This window comes from Pseudomonas sp. HTZ2, assembly GCF_033173945.1.
GTDB classification, from domain to species: Bacteria; Pseudomonadota; Gammaproteobacteria; order Pseudomonadales; family Pseudomonadaceae; genus Aquipseudomonas; species Aquipseudomonas guariconensis.
In genome coordinates this window covers 3,066,601-3,086,826 of record NZ_CP137332.1, presented here as the reverse complement: position 1 = coordinate 3,086,826, position 20,226 = coordinate 3,066,601, and the positions used below count along the sequence as shown (strand labels likewise).

The 20,226-nt window shown below is 63.7% G+C and carries 16 protein-coding genes; 8 read left to right on the top strand and 8 right to left on the bottom strand.

The window, feature by feature from the left end:
* Positions 1–61: 61 nt before the first annotated feature.
* Positions 62–1,807 (bottom strand): amidohydrolase, encoded by a 1,746-nt coding sequence (locus R6G97_RS14265; protein ID WP_043206992.1) that lies wholly within the window; start codon positions 1,805–1,807, stop codon positions 62–64.
* 105 nt (positions 1,808–1,912) lie between these two features.
* Between R6G97_RS14265 and R6G97_RS14260 the strand changes: the two genes are divergently transcribed.
* Positions 1,913–2,830, top strand: a complete 918-nt coding sequence (locus tag R6G97_RS14260) for a LysR family transcriptional regulator (RefSeq protein WP_090344775.1) — start codon at positions 1,913–1,915, stop codon at positions 2,828–2,830.
* Here R6G97_RS14260 and R6G97_RS14255 read toward each other — a convergent pair.
* Entirely contained in the window at positions 2,827–4,008 is a 1,182-nt protein-coding gene (locus tag R6G97_RS14255; protein ID WP_317847125.1) for a GGDEF domain-containing protein, read from the bottom strand. The genes R6G97_RS14260 and R6G97_RS14255 overlap by 4 nt on opposite strands.
* 402 nt (positions 4,009–4,410) lie before the next feature.
* On the opposite strand from R6G97_RS14255, the gene R6G97_RS14250 reads away from it, so the two are divergent.
* Complete coding sequence (locus R6G97_RS14250; protein ID WP_317847124.1) at positions 4,411–6,609, top strand: OsmC domain/YcaO domain-containing protein; 2,199 nt, start codon at positions 4,411–4,413, stop codon at positions 6,607–6,609.
* Between the two features lie 191 nt (positions 6,610–6,800).
* Here the strand turns inward: R6G97_RS14250 and R6G97_RS14245 are convergent, their stop codons facing one another.
* From R6G97_RS14245 to R6G97_RS14225, 5 genes are all read right to left on the bottom strand, one after another.
* Positions 6,801–8,156, bottom strand: coding sequence for a purine-cytosine permease family protein (locus tag R6G97_RS14245; RefSeq protein ID WP_317847123.1), 1,356 nt, complete (start codon positions 8,154–8,156; stop codon positions 6,801–6,803).
* Positions 8,157–8,172: 16 nt separating this feature from the next.
* Complete coding sequence (locus R6G97_RS14240) at positions 8,173–8,847, bottom strand: cysteine hydrolase family protein (RefSeq protein ID WP_070571620.1); 675 nt, start codon at positions 8,845–8,847, stop codon at positions 8,173–8,175.
* A gap of 486 nt (positions 8,848–9,333) precedes the next feature.
* Positions 9,334–9,990 carry a cupin domain-containing protein gene (locus tag R6G97_RS14235; RefSeq protein WP_232092083.1) on the bottom strand — a complete coding sequence of 219 codons (657 nt, stop codon included), beginning with the start codon at positions 9,988–9,990 and terminating at the stop codon, positions 9,334–9,336.
* 93 nt (positions 9,991–10,083) lie between these two features.
* On the bottom strand, positions 10,084–10,713 hold the full coding sequence (locus R6G97_RS14230) for a hypothetical protein (protein ID WP_317847122.1): 630 nt from the start codon (positions 10,711–10,713) through the stop codon (positions 10,084–10,086).
* 92 nt (positions 10,714–10,805) lie between these two features.
* On the bottom strand, positions 10,806–11,669 hold the full coding sequence (locus tag R6G97_RS14225) for a sensor domain-containing diguanylate cyclase (protein WP_043206975.1): 864 nt from the start codon (positions 11,667–11,669) through the stop codon (positions 10,806–10,808).
* Positions 11,670–12,066: 397 nt separating this feature from the next.
* Here R6G97_RS14225 and R6G97_RS14220 point away from each other — a divergent pair, with 397 nt between their 5' ends.
* The 6 genes from R6G97_RS14220 to R6G97_RS14195 all read left to right on the top strand — a co-directional run bounded on the left by R6G97_RS14220 (position 12,067) and on the right by R6G97_RS14195 (position 18,743).
* Entirely contained in the window at positions 12,067–12,366 is a 300-nt protein-coding gene (locus R6G97_RS14220) for a hypothetical protein (protein ID WP_090344789.1), read from the top strand.
* A gap of 246 nt (positions 12,367–12,612) precedes the next feature.
* Positions 12,613–15,444 carry a xanthine dehydrogenase family protein molybdopterin-binding subunit gene (locus R6G97_RS14215; RefSeq protein WP_317847121.1) on the top strand — a complete coding sequence of 944 codons (2,832 nt, stop codon included), beginning with the start codon at positions 12,613–12,615 and terminating at the stop codon, positions 15,442–15,444.
* A complete protein-coding gene (locus R6G97_RS14210; RefSeq protein WP_043206967.1) occupies positions 15,437–15,976 on the top strand; it encodes a (2Fe-2S)-binding protein in 540 nt (179 codons plus the stop codon). The genes R6G97_RS14215 and R6G97_RS14210 overlap by 8 nt, the downstream gene beginning before the upstream one ends.
* Before the next feature lie 2 nt (positions 15,977–15,978).
* Positions 15,979–17,190, top strand: coding sequence for a cytochrome c (locus R6G97_RS14205; protein WP_317847120.1), 1,212 nt, complete (start codon positions 15,979–15,981; stop codon positions 17,188–17,190).
* Between the two features lie 3 nt (positions 17,191–17,193).
* Positions 17,194–18,165: an XdhC family protein gene (locus tag R6G97_RS14200; RefSeq protein WP_317847119.1), complete on the top strand. Its 972-nt coding sequence runs from the start codon at positions 17,194–17,196 to the stop codon at positions 18,163–18,165.
* On the top strand, positions 18,162–18,743 hold the full coding sequence (locus R6G97_RS14195; protein WP_090344796.1) for a nucleotidyltransferase family protein: 582 nt from the start codon (positions 18,162–18,164) through the stop codon (positions 18,741–18,743). The genes R6G97_RS14200 and R6G97_RS14195 overlap by 4 nt, the downstream gene beginning before the upstream one ends.
* Before the next feature lie 163 nt (positions 18,744–18,906).
* Here R6G97_RS14195 and R6G97_RS14190 read toward each other — a convergent pair whose 3' ends face one another.
* On the bottom strand, positions 18,907–20,193 hold the full coding sequence (locus R6G97_RS14190; protein WP_090344798.1) for a Zn-dependent hydrolase: 1,287 nt from the start codon (positions 20,191–20,193) through the stop codon (positions 18,907–18,909).
* Positions 20,194–20,226 lie beyond the last annotated feature (33 nt).

Genomic DNA, 20,226 nt, shown 5'->3' with positions numbered 1-20,226 from the left:
TGCGGGCAAAGCGCGGCCTGGCTCCCGGGTAGCCCGGGAGCTTGGCGTGGTGCAGAGGGAGTCAGTGTTCGGCTTTGTAGACTTCGCGGCCGCCGAACCAGGTCTGCAGGACGCGGGTGTCGGCCAGGTCATTGTCGGCGACGGTGAGCACATCGCGGTCGAGCACGATGAAGTCGGCTTGCTTGCCGGGCGTGAGCGAGCCGATCTGCTTGTCCAGGCCAATGGTGCGTGCGGCGTTGAGGGTGTAGGCCTGGAACATGGTCTGGCGGTCGATGCGCTCCTTTGGGTTAAGCACGCCCTTGGGGCCTTCGCGGGTGATGGCCTGGTGAATGGCCAGCCACGGGTTGGGCGAGGAAACCGACCAGTCGCTGGCCCCGGCGATGGTGGCGCCGTGGCTGAGCAGCGAATGGGCAGGGTACTGGTAGGGGAAGACATGGGGGCTGACGTAGGGCTTGACCATGTCCAAGGTGTATTCGTCGCCCGAGGCCCAGAGCAGCTGCATCGAGGCGATCACGTTCAAGGGCTTGAAGCGTGCGAACTCGGTGGGGTTCACCAGTTGCAGATGAGTGATGGAGTGGGTGACGCCACTCTGGCGGTCCTTGCGCGCTTGGGCGATGCCGTTGAGCGATTCGCGTACCGCCCGGTCACCGATGGCGTGGATATGTACCAGCCAGCCTCGGGCGTCGGCGGCGCTGACCAGCTCGCCGAAATGCGTCGGGTCGATCAAGAGCTCTCCGGTTTTGTGGGAATTGCTGTAGGGCTCGAGCATCGCCGCGCTTTGCGCCGGGTATTCCACCACGCCGTCGGCGAATATCTTGATGCCGGGCAGTGTCAGGTTGGGGATGCCCTGGAACTGCTGGCGAACTTTGTCCAAGGTGTCGAGATCGGCCGGCAGGCTCTTGGGGTTGGCCACCAGCAGCGCAGCGACATGGGCATTCAACTGGCCTTTCTCGGCCAGGGCCTTGTAGGCCGGCAGTACGCCGATGGATTTTTCCGTGGGCTGGAGGCTGAACACCGACTCCCCAGGTGCGGCGTTGGCGGCCGGGTCCATCCAGGCGGTGATGCCGAAGGCGTTGTTGTATTTCACCGCAGCGTCGGCGGCGTGCAGCAGGGCGTCGGCGCTGGGGGAGGGCATGGCGGCGCTGATGCGGTCCCAGCCTGCATCCACGGCAAAGCCATTGGGTGTGCCGTCTTGTTTCTTGCCCAGGGTGTCGCGTTCGGCGGCGGGCAGGGTGGCCAGGAGCCTGGCGTCGATACCGGCGCGGTCGAGCATGGCCTGGTTGGCCCAGGCGGTGTGGTGGTCGCTGCCAATGAACACCACCGGGACCTTTGCCCACTCGCCGTGGTTGAAGGTCGCGCCCAGCTCCTCGGCCTTGGCCCAGTAGGTGGAGCTCACCCCGACCACGGTCAGCACATCGCCTTGGCGGGCTGTGCCGTCGTCACGCCAGGCGCGCAAGCGTTTTTCCAGCTCCGCGGTGGGCACGTTCTCCTCATCGGCCAGGCTGGCTGCCGACAGCTCCAGGCCACCGAAGATGGCGTGGGAGTGGCTGTCGATCATCCCCGGCATGACCCGCTTTCCGCCCAGGTCGATGACTTGGGTCGTGCTGCCGGCCAGAGCCTTGATCTGGGCATCGGTGCCTACTTTGAGCACTTTGCCGTCCTGTACGGCCATGGCCTGTGCAGACGGGTGGGCGGGGTCGGCGGTGTACAGCTTGCCATTGAGCAGCACCAGATCCACAGCGGCCATCGAATCCATCGAGGCAAAGGCCAGCGCCACGGACAGCAACGTAGGCGTGAAACGTCTCATTGCAAAACCTCTTGTTTTTTGGGGGCTGTTGGCGAGACTAACGGCTGGCCCGGGCAGGCAGAACGCCCGAAATGCGCAAAAGCTTTTTTCCTGAATGGAAAAACCATGGACAAGTTCGCCGCCATCACCATGTTCGTCGCCACTGCCGAGCACGGCAGTTTCAGCCGCGCCGCCGAGCAATTGGGCAAGACCCCGTCGGCCCTGACCAAAGCCGTGAGCCATCTGGAGGATGACCTGGGCGTGCGGCTGTTCGAGCGCAGCACGCGGCGCACGGTGCTGACCGAAGCCGGCAAGGTCTACCTGGAAACCGCGCGCCAGGTGCTCATGCGCATGCATGAAGTCGGCGAAGTGGTGGGGCAGATGCAACATGGCTTGCATGGGATCCTGCGGCTGACGGCGCCGCTGGCCTATGGGCGGGCCTTTCTGGACCAGGTGTGCTCACAGTTTCTGCGCGACTATCCGCAGATCCGCCTGCGCGTGGACCTCTCCGATGACTTCGTCGACCTGGTGGAAAGCGGCTACGACCTGGCCCTGCGCGAAGGGCACAACGACTTGCCCGGGTTGATCGCCAGGGAGGTCGGCCGCAACCGCCTGACGCTGTGCGCGAGCCCCGACTACCTGGCGCGCAACCCGATACCGGTCACACCCCAGACCCTCGATCAGCACGACTGGCTGTTGTATCGCCATGCCGCCCTGAGCCGCACCTACTGGTGGGTAGAGAAGGACGGCGAACGTCTGAGCCTGCTGCAGCCCACCCATGCTCGACTGGAAAGCGACAACTACGACCTGCTGCTGGCCAGCGCGCTGGCCGGTGGCGGGTTGTTTCATGTGCCGCTGTGGAGTGGCGCGCCCTATCTGGCCGATGGGCGCCTGGTGCGCTTGATGGAAGACTACGCGATCGACCCCGACGCCTTCGGGCCGAAGATCCTGGCGGTGTACCCCAGCCATCGGCGAGCGACGGGGAAGGTGCTGGCGTTCATCGAGTACCTGGCGGCATACCTGGAGCGCACGGGGTTGGCCTAGCCTTCGATGGCCGGCTCGTTGGCTGCGCTGTGCTCGAACACATGGACACGGTTGCGTCCCGCGGCCTTGGCCGCATACAGCGCGTCGTCCGCCAGCGCCAGCAGGCGCGAGAGTTCGTAGCCTGCGGCCTCGCTGGTGACGACGCCGATGCTGACGCTCAGACTCCCTGGCGTGGGCAGCGCAGCGCTGTGAAAGCGCTGACGAATGTTCTGCGCGACCAGGGTCGCGATCTGCTCCCCCGCACCGGGCAGAAGGCAGGCGAATTCCTCGCCGCCGATCCGGCCGAACACATCGCCGTGGCGCAGGTTGCGGGTCGCCAGCTGACTGAAGGCGATCAACGCCTGGTCGCCTGCCTGGTGACCGAGGCTGTCATTGAGGCGTTTGAAATGGTCCAGGTCGAACAGCAGCAGGGTGATGGGGGTGTGGGTGCGTTTGGCCTCGGCCAGGATCTGCTCACCTTGGGTGATGAATGCCCGGCGGTTGCCGATGCCCGTCAACTCGTCGGTGTTGGCGGCCGTCTTGTACTTCTTCTCGGCCTGCTCCTTGACCATTGCCAGGGTGATATAAGCGATGCCGGTGGCATAGAGCATCGACTCGAACAGCATGACGGCAAAGAACCGTGCGCCATCGCCACTGCCGGACAAGGCGTTTTCCAGCGAGAGGCCTTCATCGACGATGAGGCGCACGATGTAGAAGATGGTGTGCATGCCCAGGATCAACAGGGCCGGCATGTACGCCATGTCCAGGCGATTGCGGCTGCGCCACAGCTCGACGATGCCCAGGCCCGAGTAGGCCGCGGCAAGGGTCGAATACACCGTGATGCGCAGTGACAGCGAGTCGTAGAACACCGGCGTGAAGCAGAACAGCAGCCACACCACCACACCCATGGCAATGCCGGGCAAGTAGGGCGCGCGCCCGGCCAGGGTGCGCATGGCTGTCCAGCCCAGTGCGGCTGACAACAACAGCACGATATTGCCCAGCACCAGGGGAACGAGGTCGTAGCCGCGCTCGCGCAGGCTGATCAAGGCGACGCCCACCGAGGCCAGCAACAACATCGCGCCCAGATAACCCAGCGGCCGCTCACGTTTGCCACGCGCCCAGGTGTGCAGGGTGAGTGTGCCCATCAGACCGAGCAGGAAGACGGTGACGAGAATGAGGGTGGGAATACTCAAGAGCACGGGAAGTCCTTTGGGCTCGGCGGCAGGTCCATCAGTTTTGCCATGTTAAGCGCCAGCGTGGCAGTTTGCCAATGTGCGGAAAGTTATTAAATTCGCTATGGGTGGGGCTGTCGTTAATGTCGCAAGAATAAGCTCACGGATGGCGTACTCTCGGGAAAAAGTATTTTTAAACAATCTGTTAATTCTTCGGGAAAGCATTATGCCGGGCCGGTTGGTCGGGTTTGCGCAGGTGACCAAGCACGGTGCATGCAGGCCCGGGAGCGAGCCTGAACAAGCCGGGAGGCGCCCTGCGCCTGGCCTGCCGGGCGCCGCGCCCACGGCCGAAAAGCACAAGACTTTCGCGGGGAAAAACCGGATAATGGCCGCCATTTTCGTTTTGCTCGTTATCACGGTATCCCCCGCATGGAAATCAAGGTCAACTTTCTCGACAACCTTCGACTTGAAGCCAAGTTTGATGACTTCACGGTCGTGGCCGACCAGCCGATTCGCTATAAGGGCGATGGTTCGGCACCGGGGCCGTTCGATTATTTCCTGGCCTCTTCGGCCTTGTGTGCGGCGTACTTTGTAAAGTTGTACTGCAATACACGAAACATTCCGACCGATAATATTCGTCTGTCTCAGAATAATATTGTCGATCCGGAAAACCGCTATAAACAGATCTTCAAGATCCAAGTGGAACTGCCGGCGGACATCAGCGAAAAAGACCGCCAGGGCATCTTGCGTTCGATCGAGCGATGCACGGTGAAGAAGGTCGTGCAGACCGGTCCTGAGTTTGTCATCGAAGAGGTGGAGAACCTCGATGCCGATGCCCAGGCATTGCTGATGGTGGACACCGACCCGAGCGCGAGCACCTATATCCCAGGCAAGGACCTGCCACTGGAGCAGACCATCGCCAACATGTCGCAGATCCTGGCCGGTCTGGGCATGAAGATCGAGATCGCCTCCTGGCGCAACATCGTGCCCAACGTATGGTCGCTGCACATCCGCGATGCCCACTCGCCGATGTGCTTCACCAACGGCAAGGGCGCGACCAAGGAGAGCGCCCTGGCGTCGGCCCTGGGCGAGTTCATCGAACGCCTGAACTGCAACTTCTTCTACAACGATCAGTTCTGGGGCGAGGACATCGCCAACGCGCCGTTCGTGCATTACCCGGACGAGCGCTGGTTCAAGCCGGGCCGCAAAGACGCGCTGCCAGCGGAGATCCTCGACCCGTACTGCCTGGAAATCTACAACCCTGAAGGCGAGCTGCGTGGCTCGCACCTTTACGACACCAACTCTGGCAACGTCGAGCGTGGCATTTGCTCGGTGTCCTATGTGCGTCAGTCCGACGGCCAGGTGGTGTATTTCCCGTCCAACCTGGTCGAGAACCTGTTCCTGAGCAACGGCATGAGCGCCGGCAATACCCTGGCTGAAGCGCAGGTGCAGTGCCTGTCGGAAATCTTCGAGCGGGCGGTCAAGCGCGAAATCCTCGAAGGCGAGCTTGCATTGCCGGATGTGCCGCAGGAGGTACTGGCCAAATACCCCGCTATCCTGGCCGGTATCCAGGGGCTCGAGGAGCAGGGTTTCCCGGTGCTGGTCAAGGACGCCTCGCTCGGCGGTGAATTCCCGGTGATGTGCGTCACCTTGATGAACCCGCGTACTGGCGGTGTGTTCGCGTCCTTCGGTGCACACCCAAGCTTCGAAGTGGCGCTGGAGCGCAGTCTGACCGAGCTGTTGCAGGGGCGCAGCTTCGAGGGCCTGAACGACCTGCCTCAACCGACCTTCTCCAGCCATGCGGTGACCGAGCCGAACAACTTCGTCGAGCACTTCATCGATTCGAGCGGCGTGGTGTCCTGGCGCTTCTTCAGCGCCAAGGCCGACTTCGAATTCGTCGAGTGGGACTTCTCCGGCCACGGCGAGGATTCCAACGCCGAGGAGGCCGCCACGTTGTTCGGCATTCTCGAGGGCATGGGCAAAGAGGTGTACATGGCGGTGTACGAGCACCTCGGTGCAACTGCCTGCCGCATCCTGGTGCCGGGCTACTCGGAAATCTATCCGGTGGATGACCTGATCTGGGACAACACCAACAAGGCCCTGTTGTTCCGTGCCGACATCCTCAACTTGCACAGCCTGGACGATGACGCCCTGGCGGCGCTGGTCGAGCGGCTGGAAGAGAGCGAGCTGGACGACTACACCGACATCACCACCTTGATCGGCGTCGAGTTCGACGACAACACGGTCTGGGGGCAGTTGACCATCCTGGAGCTCAAGCTGCTGATCTACCTCGCCCTGGAGCAGTTCGAGGCGGCCAAGGAACTGGTGGAGACTTTCCTGCAGTTCAACGACAACACCGTCGAGCGCGGGCTGTTCTACCAGGCCTTGAACGTGGTGCTGGAAGTGGAACTGGACCAGGACTTGGAGCTGGCCGACTACGAAGCCAACTTCCGCCGCATGTTTGGCGATGCGCGCATGGATGCGGTACTGGGTTCGGTTGACGGCAGCGTGCGTTTCCATGGCCTGACACCGACGAGCATGAAGCTCGAAGGCCTCGACCGCCACCTGCGCTTGATCGACAGCTACAAGAAGCTGCACAGCGCACGGGCCAAGGTGACCCTGCGCTGAGCCAGTCGCCAGCCTTGGCGGCTATCGGGGGGCGCGGTGCGCCCCTTTCGCGGCCCTTCGGCCGCTCCCTCAAACTCCGTAGCCCCTCTCACGCAGCTTTTTTTCGCGGATGAACCTGCTCCCACCGGATCGGCGCCGATCCTGTAGGAGCGGGTTCATCCGCGAAGAACGCGCCGCAGAAGGGCCTGGTCTTATGCGCAGGCGCCGGCCAGCGCCTTGCGTCTGCCCATCAGCCAGTAATAGGTCAGCGCTGGGAAAATCAGGCCGACTGCCCAGGCCAGGTCAACCCCTTGCAGGTGGGTGGCGATGGGCCCGGCGTACATCGAAGTGTTCATGAACGGCACCTCGAGCACGACGGTGACCAGGAATACGCCGATCGCCACGCCATTCACCCGTCCATAGATCCCGCTCGGCCGGAAGATGTCTTCGATGCGGTATACCCCTTTGCGCACGACGTAGTAGTCGACCAGGTTGATGGCCGTCCACGGGATCAGGAAGTAGCTCATGAAGAAGATGAAGTTCAGGAAGAACGCAATGAAGTCATCCTGGGCAAGCGTGCACAACCCTGTAGCCGCAGCGGCAATCACCAGCAGCAACCCTGCCCGCACCCACGCGGTGACCTTGAGTGCGGTGAAGGGTTCGATCACGGTCACTGTCGACATGAATGCTCCGTACAGGTTGAAGACGTTGATGGCGATCTGACCGTAGAGCACGAAGGCGAACATCAACACCGTGCTGCCGCCGAGCAATCCCACCAGGTTCAAGCCAACGTTGTCTCCGAACCCGGCCATCGCCTTGGCCAGCACCGCACCCAGCAGCATCATCCAGCTCCCGCCGATCACCGTGCCCAGGTAGCTGTACCAGAACACCTGCTGCGTCGGGGTTTGGGTAGGCAAGTAGCGGGAGTAGTCGGCCACGTAGGGCGCATAGGAAAGTTGCCAGGTGACCGCGATGCTCACCGAGGCGAGGAAGGTCGGCAGGCTGAAGCCCTCGAGCGACCATTGCCCGGCGGGCACCGGCAGGCTCAGTGCCAGCCAGGTCGCGATGCCGAACACCGCGAGCGAAGCCAGCGTCAGCAGCTTTTGCAGGCGATGGATCAGTTGGTAGCCGAACAGCGCGACCAGGAAGCACACCGCACCCAGCACCACGATGTTGCCGCCATTGCCGATCGGGCTGGCGCTGGCGACGGCCTGGGCGGCGAGCAAGGTATTGCTGACGAAGAAGCCCAGGTAGATGAGCATGACGAACAACAACGGCACGATCGCGCCATAGACGCCGAACTGGGCCCGACTCTGGATCATCTGTGGGATGCCCAGCTTGGGCCCTTGGGCAGAATGTGACGCCATGAAGAGGGCACCGATCATCGAGCCCAAAAGAATCGACAGCGCACTCCAGAACAGGTTGAGGCCCAGGCTGATGGGCAAGACGCCGGCCGCGACCGTGGTGATGTTGGCATTGGCGCCGAACCACACGAAGAACAGCGAACGCGCCTGGCCGTAGCGCTCGCCCTCAGGGATGAAATCGATGCTGCGATTTTCAACTTTCATCAGGATCTCTCCACACTCAGCAATCATGGGCAAGGCGGTGTTCGAAGCGTTGGATCGCGTCGACGAATGCCTCGGGGTGGAAGGCGAGGTGGTCGGGCGTATCGGTGCGCACCGAGCCTGCCGGCTGCTGCTGCCAATGGCGCAGCAGCTGTGACGTGGAGAAGATCTCCAGCCCGTAGATCCAGTTGGAGAGGATCATCAGGGCTGAATAGTGCGCACCCAGCGTCGTGGCCGTGCAGGCATCGGCGACCAGGCTCAGGGTGAAGCCGTGCTGGTAGGCATCGAACACGCTGGTCATGACGCACACATCGGTCAGCACGCCGAACACCACCAGATGCTCGATCCCCTGGCTTCGAAGCCGCTGCGCCAGGTCGGTGCCATGGAAGGCGCTGTAACGGTGCTTGTCCAACACCTGGTCGCCGGCGTGTGGCGCCAGGGCGTCGAGGACCTCCACCGCCGAGGTGCCGGCGCGGTAGCTGGTCGGTTGGCCATGCTCGTCCACCGGCTCCCCGTGCGCCAGGTCGTGGCCTTGGGCGTTGTTCACGTGGCGGGTGTAGATCACGGGGATGGCAAGGCGGCGGGCTGCGCCGATGAGGGCGCCGGCGTTGCCGACGACTTGGTCGAAACGCTCCAGGGGGAAGCCGTCCTCCTGTTGCAGGTCGATCACGAGAAGTGCGCTGGTACAGGTCATGGTAAATCACTCGGGTACAGTGCCCCTGGCGCCGTCGCAGGAGGCGCCTTGAGGGCGAACGAACAGTCGCAGCGTCCAGGCGAGCCGGGCGCTTGTGGGAAGGTCGAGACGACGCTCGAAGGGAACTTACGCGACTATTTGCCAGAACCCGTTCTGTTTGGCTGCCACGCAGGCAGGCAGGCGTGGCAGGGTGACCTGGGCGGGCGCGCGCCCATGGCGAAGGAAGCCTTGCATGGCACTGGGCAGGTCATGTCTGTCAACGCCTGCCCTGCAGAGGGCAGCGTGACGACGATTGCCTGTGAGAGTGAAAAAAGTGCCCATGTGAGGTGCGCCTTGGAACGGTTGAGCAGGAGCAAAGCAAACGTCGGGCCATTATTGGCGTTTTGGCCGTAAGGCGCATTGCAGGGGCATTTGGGGTGCTTAGCGGGGGCGTGTTTCTAGGTATACCGTAATACGGTGATACCAAAAGTAGCGATTTGCGCTGAATCAACAGGCCGTGAGGTCCAGCGCGGCATCCTTGATCCAGATCCGCGCCCCGGCATCGCCTGCCACCGCCTGAACCGCAGCCCCCGGCGGTCGGCGCATCCAGCTCCAAGGCCGCAACGCGAAGTCGTCACCTTGTAACTGGCCGTCGAGTACGAACAGCTCCAGACCTCGCGGGTTGGCAATGTTCAGTGTCTGTCCGGGCTGGGCCTGCTGCACCCAAACCCGTTCATGGATGCTTTGCCACAGTAGCTGGTCACCCTGCTCGGGCACCTGTGCGACCACGCGTTCATGGTCCTCGGGATGGAACTGGCGCAAGTGCACGAAGATGACGCAGCCCTGGGCAGACCCCGGCGAGTGCTGGCTGCCGGGTGGGTTGCGTATGTAGCTGCCAACTGGATACTGACCCTGTTCGTCCTCGAAGACCCCCTCCAGCACCAAGAACTCCTCACCCCCCGGATGGGCGTGGGCATTGAACCGACTGCCAGGCGCATAGCGCACCAGCGAAGTGGCGCGGGCCTGCTCCTGTCCGATGCGGAACAACAGGCGTCGCTCCACCCCGGCTTGCGGGCTGGGAATCCAGGGCAGGGCATGTCCCTGCACGATCACCGTTTGCCGCAGGTCGGCATTGATCAGGGCCGGCATTACCATCGAAGTCATCTCCACACATCCGACCGACTGATGATCCACCGCCATGGCCCGAAAATCGAGCGTAAAAAAAGCCCAGCGCTGGCGCTGGGCTTGGGCCTCTCCTTACTGCACGACGCCGTTGTACACCACCGTCGCGACGCCATCCTTCTTGATCGTCAGCTTGTTGCCCTCGGCCAGCGACTTGACCACTTCGGAGCAGCCATCGACTTCCTGTTTGCCGTCCACGTACTCGCCCTTGGCGTCGAAGCTGAAAACATAGGTGGACGCGGGGCAGGCGTTACCACCTTCACCGGTGGACACCACCACGACGTACTTGCTGGGACCGAACGAATAGGCCTTCTCGATGGTGACATAGCCGGTGGCTTCGACATCTTCGACGACCGACTCCATGACGTTCACGACGCCGGCCCGCGACGGGTACATCAGCGCGGTCCCCAGTTCCATGCGCTGGATGCTGAAGGGACCTGCGCTGTCGCCGCTGACCAGCAGCGTTTCGTAGGCCATGGTCGGTGCAGCGGGGGCCAGTTCCGGCGCCACCGGGGGCTTGGCGGCGAGGGCTTGCGGGGTCTGCGGGCTGACGCACTGGCCGCTTTCGCAGATGCGATCGCCTTTGCAGTCGATGTCCTTGGCGCATTGTCCGGCGGGTACGGTGGCCTGGGCGTTGTTCTGCTCGGTTTTGTCACAACCGGCCAGGGCCAGTGCGACCAGGGTGCAGGCAAACAGACGCTTCATGGGGTGAAGTCCTTTTCCAGAAAAAAAGTGGTGGCACAATAGTATCGCGCAATCGCGCCAGGTTGTCTCAAACGCTTGATTTCAGGCGCGTATCAGCGTGTGCCCGAACGCTGTCGCTTGATCCGGTACATGTCGTGATCGGCATGGCTGAGCAGCGCGTCGGCATCCTCGCCGTCCGCCGGGTAGCAGGCCACGCCGATGCTGCAAGAAGGCATCTCGACCTCGCCGAACTCGGCGCCCAACGGCTCGGCCATGGCCGCGAGGATCTGCGCGATCTTTTCGGCCACCGCGCTGTGCGACGGGATGTCGGTCAACAGCACGATGAACTCATCACCGCCCATGCGTGCCACGGTGTCGGTCTTGCCCACGCAGGCTTCGAGCCGTCGGGCGACCGTGCACAGCACGCGGTCGCCCGCCGCATGGCCATGGACATCATTGATGCCCTTGAAGTCGTTGATGTCCACGAACAGCAGCGCCAGTGCGCTCTGTTGGCGGTGCGCCGTGCGCAGGGCCGATTCCAGCCGGTCATTGAACAGCGAGCGGTTGGCCAGCTGGGTCAGCGGGTCGTGGTGGGCGAGGAAGCGCAGCTCCTTCTCGGCCTGGGCCAGGGCCGTGACGTTGCGCGCCACGCCGATGCGAGCCCCGACCTCATCGGACCAGAAGGCCGCCCACAGGATGTGCACCACGCCGCCATCCTTGCGGATGTAACGGTTGCGAAAATCCACATGGGGCTGGCCATTCATGATGCGGATGATCGAGGCGCGGGTGGCTTCCAGGTCGTCGGGGTGCATGTAGTGGGTGATCGGGGTGCCGACCAACTCGCTGGCTCGATAGCCGAGCAGGGTTTCGCAGGCGTCACTCACGAAGACGATTTCGTTGTCCCGGTCGACCACAAAGACCGTGTCCAGCATCAGGTGGATCAACTTGGGGTAAAGCGCTTGGAGGTCGACGGCCATAGGTCAGCGGAGTCCGGTGCAGAAGGGCGTTCGCGGCGCAGGACAGCATACAAGGCTCATGCCTGCGTCACTACTGGGGCGGGCAAGAAAACCCTCGCTGGCGATGGCCGGCAAGTCGTTCAAGTTCTTCTAGAATTTCGCTAATGCGGGCACCGCTCTGTCGGGAGCCTGATCCTGGTCTCGGCGGTGCTGCTGTTGCTCAATGTCAGCGATACGCTGCACCGCTTGGCCAAGTTGCCTTAGCACACGGTGCTGCAGGTGGTGTTGTGCGTGCTTTAACTGGTTCTGGCTTTACGGGTGGTCGAAATCGTCTGGAGTTTCACGGGCCAATAGTCGCGGTTGAAATCTTCAGGCAGACCGGCCAGGCTCTGCAGCTTTTGATTCTGGAGTCCTCCAAATGTGGGGAAAACCTGCGCGCCAGAGCCCGCCATGGGCCTTGTGCACCTTGCTCGCCATCAATCTCGCCCTGGCCGCCGGCTGCAGCAGCAAAGCCAGCACGGCTCAGTATGCCGCAGCGACGGCGGGGTCTAACTGCTATGCCAAGGCCTTGCCGACAGCGGGCGAGGGCGGTCTGGCCTGGGGGGCGAGCATGAGCATTGCCCGGCAAAAGTCCCTTCACAACTGCATGCGCTACGCAAGCCGCTCCGGCGGTACACCGCATACCTGTCAGGTGGTGTTGGCCAAGTGCAAGCGCTGATGGCCCGAGCCCTGTGACCGAAAAACCTTCATCTTTAATGCCTGTGGCGAAAGTTCGTACATCGGCGCGACAAGTTGTCTGCTTGACTTTGCCAGGGGCGCGGTCGTTGCGCTAAACTTGACGCCAAGGTCAGTTTTTGTGATTTCCACTCCGACCTTGCTTTCGGAACGTCAGTGATTCCGCCCTCCGAGCTATCAAGTACCAGAATACGTCATGGGCAGGCGCGCTCTGCCCAGAGGATGAAGCATGACCCACCGTGATATTTCCCGGCGCGCCTTCCTGCAAGGCGGCGTGATTGCGGGCGTAGGGGTGACCCTCGCACCGCTCGGCAGCCCGGCCTTCGCCGCCCTGATGGAAAACAGTGTCACCACTTCCCCGCAGAAGTGGATGAGCCATGACGGCAAGACACGTTTTCGCAACGATGCGCTGTCCAAGGTGTGCGGCAACAAGGTGTTCGCCCGCGACATCCGCGCCAAGGACATGCCCGGCTGGCCGCAGCAGCAAGGCCACGCCCTGTTGCTCAAGACCATCAAGGCCGACCGCATCTATGCAGGCCTGGACCTTGCCTGGCTGGGCGCCGACCTGCAGCCGGACCGCGTCGTCACCGCCGAGGACCTGCACAAGGATGGCATCGCCTGGCCTGAGGCCCACTCGCCGGACCCGCTGCTGCCACCTGGCAAGGTGCCGATGTTTATCGGCCACCCGGTGGCGATCCTGATCTGGAATGACTTCGAGCGTTACCGCCAGGCCAAGCTCAAGCTGCAATTCAACGACAAGGCCATCCGCTACGGCGCCCAGGCGCCGCTGTATCAAGGCGACCCCTATGGCAGCTTCCGTTTCGTGCGGGTGGCGGGCAAGACGCCGTTCGAGGAGGACGAGTTCTCCAGCCTGAAGAACTCCATGCTGTTCCCCACCATCCTCAACCGCAAACCGGTCTGGACCAACGAGCCCAAGCAGCACGGCACCCTCACCGAGCAAGGGTTGTTCTATGCCAATCGCATGGCCGAGCAGCTCAAGCAGGCCCCTGAGGACTGGTTGGTGTTCGACGAGCGCTACAAGACGCCCTCGATCGAACCGGCAGCGCTCGAGCCGGACAGCGGCAACGGCTGGTACGACCCGCAAAGCGGCACCTTGCATTTCGTGGTGGCGACGCAGTGCCCCTTCGAGGTGGCACAGGAATGCGTGCACATGATCAAACCGTCGCGCTTTGCCCTCAAGACGCTGAACATGCACCCCGGCTACACGGTCGGCTACGGCTCCAAGGACAACAACATCTTCGTGTTCTACGCTGCCGTCGCGGCCCTGTACGGCAACGGTGTGCCCGTGCGCCTGGCCAACGACCGCTACGAGCAGTTCCAGAGCGGCATCAAGCGCCATCCGTTCGACATCCACTACCAACTGGCGGTGGACAAGAAAGACATGTCGTTCAAGATCTTCCGTGCCGACATGAGTGTCGACGGTGGCGGACGCGCCAACTACAGCTCCTCGGTGGCCGCCGTGGGCGCGACCGCGGCGCAGTCGATCTACTACATGCCTCAGAGCGATCTGGCCGTGACCGCCTACCACTCCCGCGGTGTCGAGGCCGGTTCCATGCGGGGTTATGGCACCCTGCAGACCATGGCCGCGACCGAGATGATGGTCGACGAGATCGCCGGTCGCCTGGGTGTGGATGCCATCGAGCTGCGCCGGGTCAATGCCCTGAAGTCGGGCATGAAGAACACCCAGGGCGCCGTACCCGCCGGGGCCTTGCGCCTGCATGAGATCCTCGACAAGGCCAGCGCCCACGAACTGTGGAAGAACCGCGACGCCTACAAGAAGGCTATGGAAGCCAAGGACGCCGACAACTGGTACGGCGTGGGCTTTGCCATCTGCCAGAAGGACTTTGGCACGGGTGCCGAAGCGCCCATGGCGAGCATCGAATTCACGGCCGACGGGCGTATCAGCCTGCGTCATATCGGCACCGAACTGGGCACTGGCATGTCGACCTCCCAGGCGTTCGTGGTCAGCGACTTCCTGGGGCGTCCGGCCGATGAAGTGAAAACCGCCGAGACCGAGTGGCCGGAGCTGCAACTGGCCACCCACGGCAACCCCTATCTGATGAGCCAGGCCGAGCAGGACGCTGCCCTGCGTGACCCGCGCTGGGTCGGCAAGCTGGCCTCGCCATCCTCGGCGACCAACTCGGCCTTCTACTTTAGCCACGCCACGCGCGAAGCCGCTCGGGTGCTGTTCAACCATGGCCTGTGGCCGGCGGCGTTGTCGCTGTGGCGCCAGGGCCCGTTCGGAGGGCAGGCCAACCCGCTGGTGGTGCGCCGCGAGAACGCGGTCTGGGTCAACGGTGAACTCACCGGCAATGGCCTGGCCCCGATCCCGTTCGCCGAGCTGGCCAAGAAAGCCCATGAGATGGGGCTGGTGACCGGCGTCAGCGTCCACGCATTCAACCGCTGGAGCTGGGCTGAATCCGATTTCGTCATCGATGGCGTGCGTGAGCGCCTGCCGCTCGATGCGATGGCGGTCAAGTACGGCGACGGTGCGCCGAACGTCAAGAAAGCGCAGATGAACAGCGCCAGCTACCACCTGCTGGACCGCCAGAACGCCGCCTATCCGGCCACCCAGCTGAACAACGCCATGGTGACTTACTACAGCCCGGTGGCGACCCTGGTGCAGGTGAAAGTGAACAAAGGCAGCGGCCAGGTGCAGGTACTCAACCACCACAGCTGGGTGGAGTGTGGCCGTGTACTGGTACCGGAACTGGTCAAGGGCCAGCTCGAAGGCGGTATCGCCATGGGCATCGGCCATGCACTGACCGAAGAAATGCCGCTGTACGAAGGTGGCCCGGGCGAGGGCGACTGGAACTTCAACCGCTATCGCCTGCCGATGGCCAAGGACGTGGCAGTGTGGCAGCAGACATCGGAGATCCTGCCGCCACTGTCACCGACCGACCCCTCCAAGGGCATCGCCGAAGTGGTGATGATCCCGGTGGTCGGCGCGATCGGTAACGCCGTGGCCCATGCCATCGGCAAGCGTGTTCGCGACCTGCCTATCACCCCCGCCCGCGTCAAGGAGGCCCTCAATGGCTAACCGCCCGCTTCAAATGACCTTGAATGGTCAAACCGTCGGTCCGGCCGAAGTGCCTGAAGACCTGGCAATGATCGACTACCTGCACGAATACCAGAACCTCACCGGCTCCCGCCTGGGCTGTGGCCAGGGCATCTGCCACGCCTGCGTGGTGATCGTCGACAACCCTGACGGCACCAGCGAGGAAGTGCGCACCTGCATCACCGGCGCGCATTACTTCGAAGGCAAGAAGGTGCGCACCATCGAGGGCCATGCCAAGCATGACGAGGCGGGCAACCTCAGTGAGCTGAACCCGATCCAGCAGAAGTTCGTCGACCGCTTCGCCTTCCAGTGCAGCTACTGCGCACCCGGCTTCGTCAATGCCGCCACCGTGCTGGTGGAAAAGGCCCAGCGCCAGCCGCTGAAAAAGAGCGAGCTCGAAGGGGCCATCGAGGCCAGTCTCGGCCATCACATCTGCCGCTGCACCGGGTATGTGCGTTACTACGACGCCACTCGCGAAGTGCTCAGTGACCTCGGCCTGGTCAAGGAGGGTTGAGCATGAGGCACGTTCTTTCGGGCCTGGCGCTGGCCATGGGTGCGGCGCTGTCGCTCGGTGTACAGGCAGCCGACCAGGCGCAGGTCAAGCGTGGCGAATACCTGGCCCGCGCGGCCGACTGCATGGCCTGCCACACGGCCGAAGGCGGTGCGCCGTTCGCCGGCGGCCTGCCGATCCATTCTCCGTTCGGCACCATCTACGGCACCAACATCACCTCGGACAAGCAGTTCGGTATCGGTGACTACAGCCGCGACGAATTCTTCGCCGCCCTCACCGAGGGCAAGCGCAAGGACGGCGCCAACCTGTATCCGGCGATGCCCTACACCTCGTACCACTTGATCAAGCGCGAGGATGCCGACGCCATCCACGCGTACTTGATGACCGTGCCGCCGATCAACCGGCCCGCGCCTGAAACCAGCTTGAGCTTCCCGTTCAACGTGCGCATGGGCCTGGCCGGCTGGAACATGCTGTATGGCAAGAGCGTGCAGCTGCAGGCCACCGAGGGCAAGAGCGAGGCTTGGCAGCGCGGGCAGTACCTGGTGGAGGTACTCGGCCACTGCGGCGAATGCCACACCCCGCGTAACCGTATCGGCGCCCTGGAGCAGGACAAGCGCTTGACCGGCGGCCTGTTGGCCGGCTACCTGGCACCCAGCCTGCTGGCCCAGGACCTGGCCGAGCGCGGCTGGACCCAGCCGGACCTGACCACGTTCCTCAAGCACGGCATCAGTGCCCAGGGCAGCATGTTCAACGAGATGTTCCCGGTGGTGCACCACAGCACCCAGCATCTGGAAGACGCCGACCTGGCCGCGATGGCGACCTATCTGCTGGGTGACCAGCCACCGAAGGCCAAGGTCGTGCAGGCCGTGCCGGTGGACCAGCTCGGCGAGAGCGCCCAGCGTGGCCGCCAGCAGTACCTCAACGTCTGCGCCGGCTGTCATGGCGTCGAGGGCGAGGGCAAGCCGCACATCGCGGTCGCCATGCAGGGCAACACCGTGCTGCGCCAGGCCGACTCGCGCAACCTGGCCAAGGTGATCCTCGAAGGCATCCGCGAGCAGCAGTTCACCGGTTTCGAGCGCATGCAGCCCATGCCGGGCTTTGCCGACAAGCTCGACGACGGGCAAGTCACCGACCTGGTCAACTACCTGCGTGAAGCATGGGGCGGGCTGCCGGGGGACTTGAGTACCCAGCAGCTGGCGAACCTGAAGACGGAGTGAGCCGTGCAGCATCTTGATCTGCAAGTGGTACGACAGGCGCTGCAATGGTCCTGCCAGGGCCAGCGTGTGTGGCTGTGCACCGTGCTCTTCACCTACGGCTCGGCGCCCCGTGCGCCGGGCTCGCTGTTGGCGGTCAATGAGGGTGGGCAGTGGGTGGGGTCGCTTTCTGGCGGCTGCGTCGAGGAAGACTTCCTGGCGCGGGTCGGCGAAGGCGAGTTTGCAGGGCCGGTCGCGGTTGTGCGCTATGGCGATGGTAGCGACAGCCGCTCGAATATTCGGCTTCCGTGCGGCGGTGTGCTCGATGTCCTGGTGGAGAACCTGCCAGCGGATTGCGACGTGCAGGCGCACTTGCGCGAGCTGGAGTCGGCCTTGCTCGGCCAGCGTCGGCTGTTACGCCAGGTGAGCCTGCACGATGGCCAGCGCCGGTTGAGCGACGATATCGAGCAGGGGCCTCGGGTGGCCTACGACGAGGCCGCCGTCCATCTGCGGGTGGGCGCGGCCCAGCGTTTGCTGCTGGCAGGGTATTCCAGCGTCGCGCACTTCTGTGCGGAGTTTGGCAAGGGGCTTGGTTTTGAAGTCATCCTCTGCGAACCCCGCGAGGAGGTGCTCGACGGCGTGGAGCTCGACGGCATCGAGATTCGTCGCGAGCTGCCGTCGGTGTTCATTGCCAATGGCGGCTGCCACCGCGACACGGCGGTCGTGGCCCTGACCCACGATCCCAAGATTGATGATCTGGCCATGCTCGAAGCGGTACGCACCGAGGCGTTCTACATTGGGGTGATGGGTTCGCGCACCACCTCAGAGAAACGCCGCGAACGCCTCCAGCGCATCGGCAAGCTGGATGAGCAGGCGCTGGGGCGGATTCACGCTCCCATCGGCCTGAACCTGGGCAGCAAGACACCTGCGGAAATCGCCTTGGCAGTGCTTGCGGATGTGCTGCGTACCCGCAGCGGCATCGCCCGCGAGGCGCTGTGACGGTCGTTGCGCTGGTACTGGCCGCCGGACGCAGTGCGCGTTTCGGCAGCGACAAGCGCCGTGCGCCTCTGGCTGACGGGCGTAGCCTGTTGGCGCACAGTGTCGAGCAGGCCTTGGCCGTGTTCGACGAGGTGCGGGTGGTGCTGCGTGAGGGGGAAGGCATGCAGGAGTTGGGACTGCCTGCCGGCTGCCGCGTGGTCCCCAGCCCGGATGCTGCCTTGGGCATGGGCCACAGCCTCGCGGCGGGCGTGGCCTCGCTTCAGGACGGCAATGCCCACGCGGTCGCCATCTTGTTGGGGGACATGCCCTGGATCTTGCCGGACACCTTGCGGCGAATGGCGCAGGCCGCTTCGGCATCCAGCATCCTGTTGCCCTCGCATGGGGGGCGACAGGGGCATCCTGTGGTGTTCGGCCGTACCTTTTGGCCGGAACTGATGCGCCTTACTGGCGACGAAGGTGCGCGCTCGGTGCTGCGCTCACACCGGGATTGCTGCGTGCTGCTCGAGGTGGACGACGCCGGCGTATTGCGTGATGTGGATACGCCGGACGCGTTGGCGGCAAGGGCCTCGCCCCTGTAAGAGCGGGTTCACTCGCGAATACCGGCCACCGCTGCACGGTCTGCTTCGCGGCGGTTCGACGCTTAGATAACCCCCCATCCACAGGCTCAGTGGTGCTGTCCTTGTGGGTAGGGGGCTTGTCCTGCGCCGGGCTGCGCAGCAGCCTCGATGGTCTTCCGTCTGGCTAGGCCGCCAGGCGCCCACTGGCAATCGCCTGCGAAGCCGCCAGCATGGCGCGCAGCAACACCGCGCAGCCGGCCGCCAGGTCCTCTGGCGTGGCATTCTCGATTTCGTTGTGGCTGATGCCGCCTTCGCAGGGTACGAAGATCATCCCTGCAGGGCCAAGCTCGGCGAGGAAGATCGCGTCGTGCCCCGCACCGCTGACGATGTCCATGTGCGCCAGGCCCAGGTTGCGCGCCGAGTCGCGCACGGCTTCGACGCAACCTGTGTCGAAGTACAGGGCAGGGAAGTCCGCGGTCGGTGTCAGCGTGTAGCTCAGGCCATGCCGCTGGCAGGTGCTGTCGATCACCTGGCGGACCTCAGCGATCATCGCATCCAGCTGCTCACCCTCCAGGTGACGAAAATCGAGAGTCATGCGCACTTCGCCGGGGATGACGTTGCGCGAGCCAGGGTAGGCCTGCAGGCAGCCCACGGTGCCGCAGGCGTGCGGTTGATGGCTCAGTGCGGCGCGGTTGACCGCGGCCACCACGTCGGCGGCGCCCACCAGGGCGTCCTTGCGCAGGTGCATCGGCGTTGGACCGGCATGGGCCTCGACGCCGCGCAGGGTCAGGTCGAACCACTTCTGGCCCAAGGCGCCCAGCACCACGCCGATGGTCTTGGCTTGGTCCTCGAGGATCGGCCCTTGCTCGATGTGCGCCTCGAAGTAGGCACCCACCGGGTGACCGAGCACGGCCCGTTGACCGGCATAGCCGATAGCATCGAGCGCCTCGCCGACGGTCACTCCCTGGGCATCGACTTTGGCCAAAGTTTCTTCGAGGGTGAACTTACCGGCGAACACGCCTGAGCCCATCATGCACGGGGCAAAGCGCGAGCCCTCCTCGTTGGTCCATACCACCACTTCCAATGGCGCCTCCGTCTCCACACCCAAGTCATTGAGGGTGCGGATCACTTCCAGGCCGGCCATGACCCCGAAGCAGCCATCGAACTTGCCCCCGGTGGGCTGGGTGTCGATGTGGCTACCGGTCATCACCGGTGGCAGCTTCGGATTGCGTCCTGGCCGGCGGGCGAAAATGTTACCGACTGCATCGATGCTGACGTCGCAACCGGCGGCCTCGCTCCATTGCACGAACAGGTCGCGCGCCTGGCGGTCGAGGTCGGTCAGGGCCAGGCGGCAGACGCCACCCTTGGCGGTGGCGCCGAGGCGCGCCAGGTCCATCAGGGATTGCCACAGGCGCGCACTGTCGATATGGCGCTCGCTCGATTGCAGGACATGCTGGGCGGGAGTGCTCATGGGTATCTCCTCAGGCTGTTGTTATCCGGTTGG

Coding starts and splice junctions, on each gene's coding strand:
- R6G97_RS14205 (WP_317847120.1), top strand. CDS start 15,979: ATGAGGCACGTTCTTTCGGGCCTGGCGCTGGCCATGGGTGCGGCGCTG.
- R6G97_RS14230 (WP_317847122.1), bottom strand. CDS start 10,713: ATGAAGCGTCTGTTTGCCTGCACCCTGGTCGCACTGGCCCTGGCCGGT.
- R6G97_RS14220 (WP_090344789.1), top strand. CDS start 12,067: ATGTGGGGAAAACCTGCGCGCCAGAGCCCGCCATGGGCCTTGTGCACC.
- R6G97_RS14225 (WP_043206975.1), bottom strand. CDS start 11,669: ATGGCCGTCGACCTCCAAGCGCTTTACCCCAAGTTGATCCACCTGATG.
- R6G97_RS14265 (WP_043206992.1), bottom strand. CDS start 1,807: ATGAGACGTTTCACGCCTACGTTGCTGTCCGTGGCGCTGGCCTTTGCC.
- R6G97_RS14190 (WP_090344798.1), bottom strand. CDS start 20,193: ATGAGCACTCCCGCCCAGCATGTCCTGCAATCGAGCGAGCGCCATATC.
- R6G97_RS14260 (WP_090344775.1), top strand. CDS start 1,913: ATGGACAAGTTCGCCGCCATCACCATGTTCGTCGCCACTGCCGAGCAC.
- R6G97_RS14240 (WP_070571620.1), bottom strand. CDS start 8,847: ATGACCTGTACCAGCGCACTTCTCGTGATCGACCTGCAACAGGAGGAC.
- R6G97_RS14215 (WP_317847121.1), top strand. CDS start 12,613: ATGACCCACCGTGATATTTCCCGGCGCGCCTTCCTGCAAGGCGGCGTG.
- R6G97_RS14245 (WP_317847123.1), bottom strand. CDS start 8,156: ATGAAAGTTGAAAATCGCAGCATCGATTTCATCCCTGAGGGCGAGCGC.
- R6G97_RS14250 (WP_317847124.1), top strand. CDS start 4,411: ATGGAAATCAAGGTCAACTTTCTCGACAACCTTCGACTTGAAGCCAAG.
- R6G97_RS14235 (WP_232092083.1), bottom strand. CDS start 9,990: ATGACTTCGATGGTAATGCCGGCCCTGATCAATGCCGACCTGCGGCAA.
- R6G97_RS14210 (WP_043206967.1), top strand. CDS start 15,437: ATGGCTAACCGCCCGCTTCAAATGACCTTGAATGGTCAAACCGTCGGT.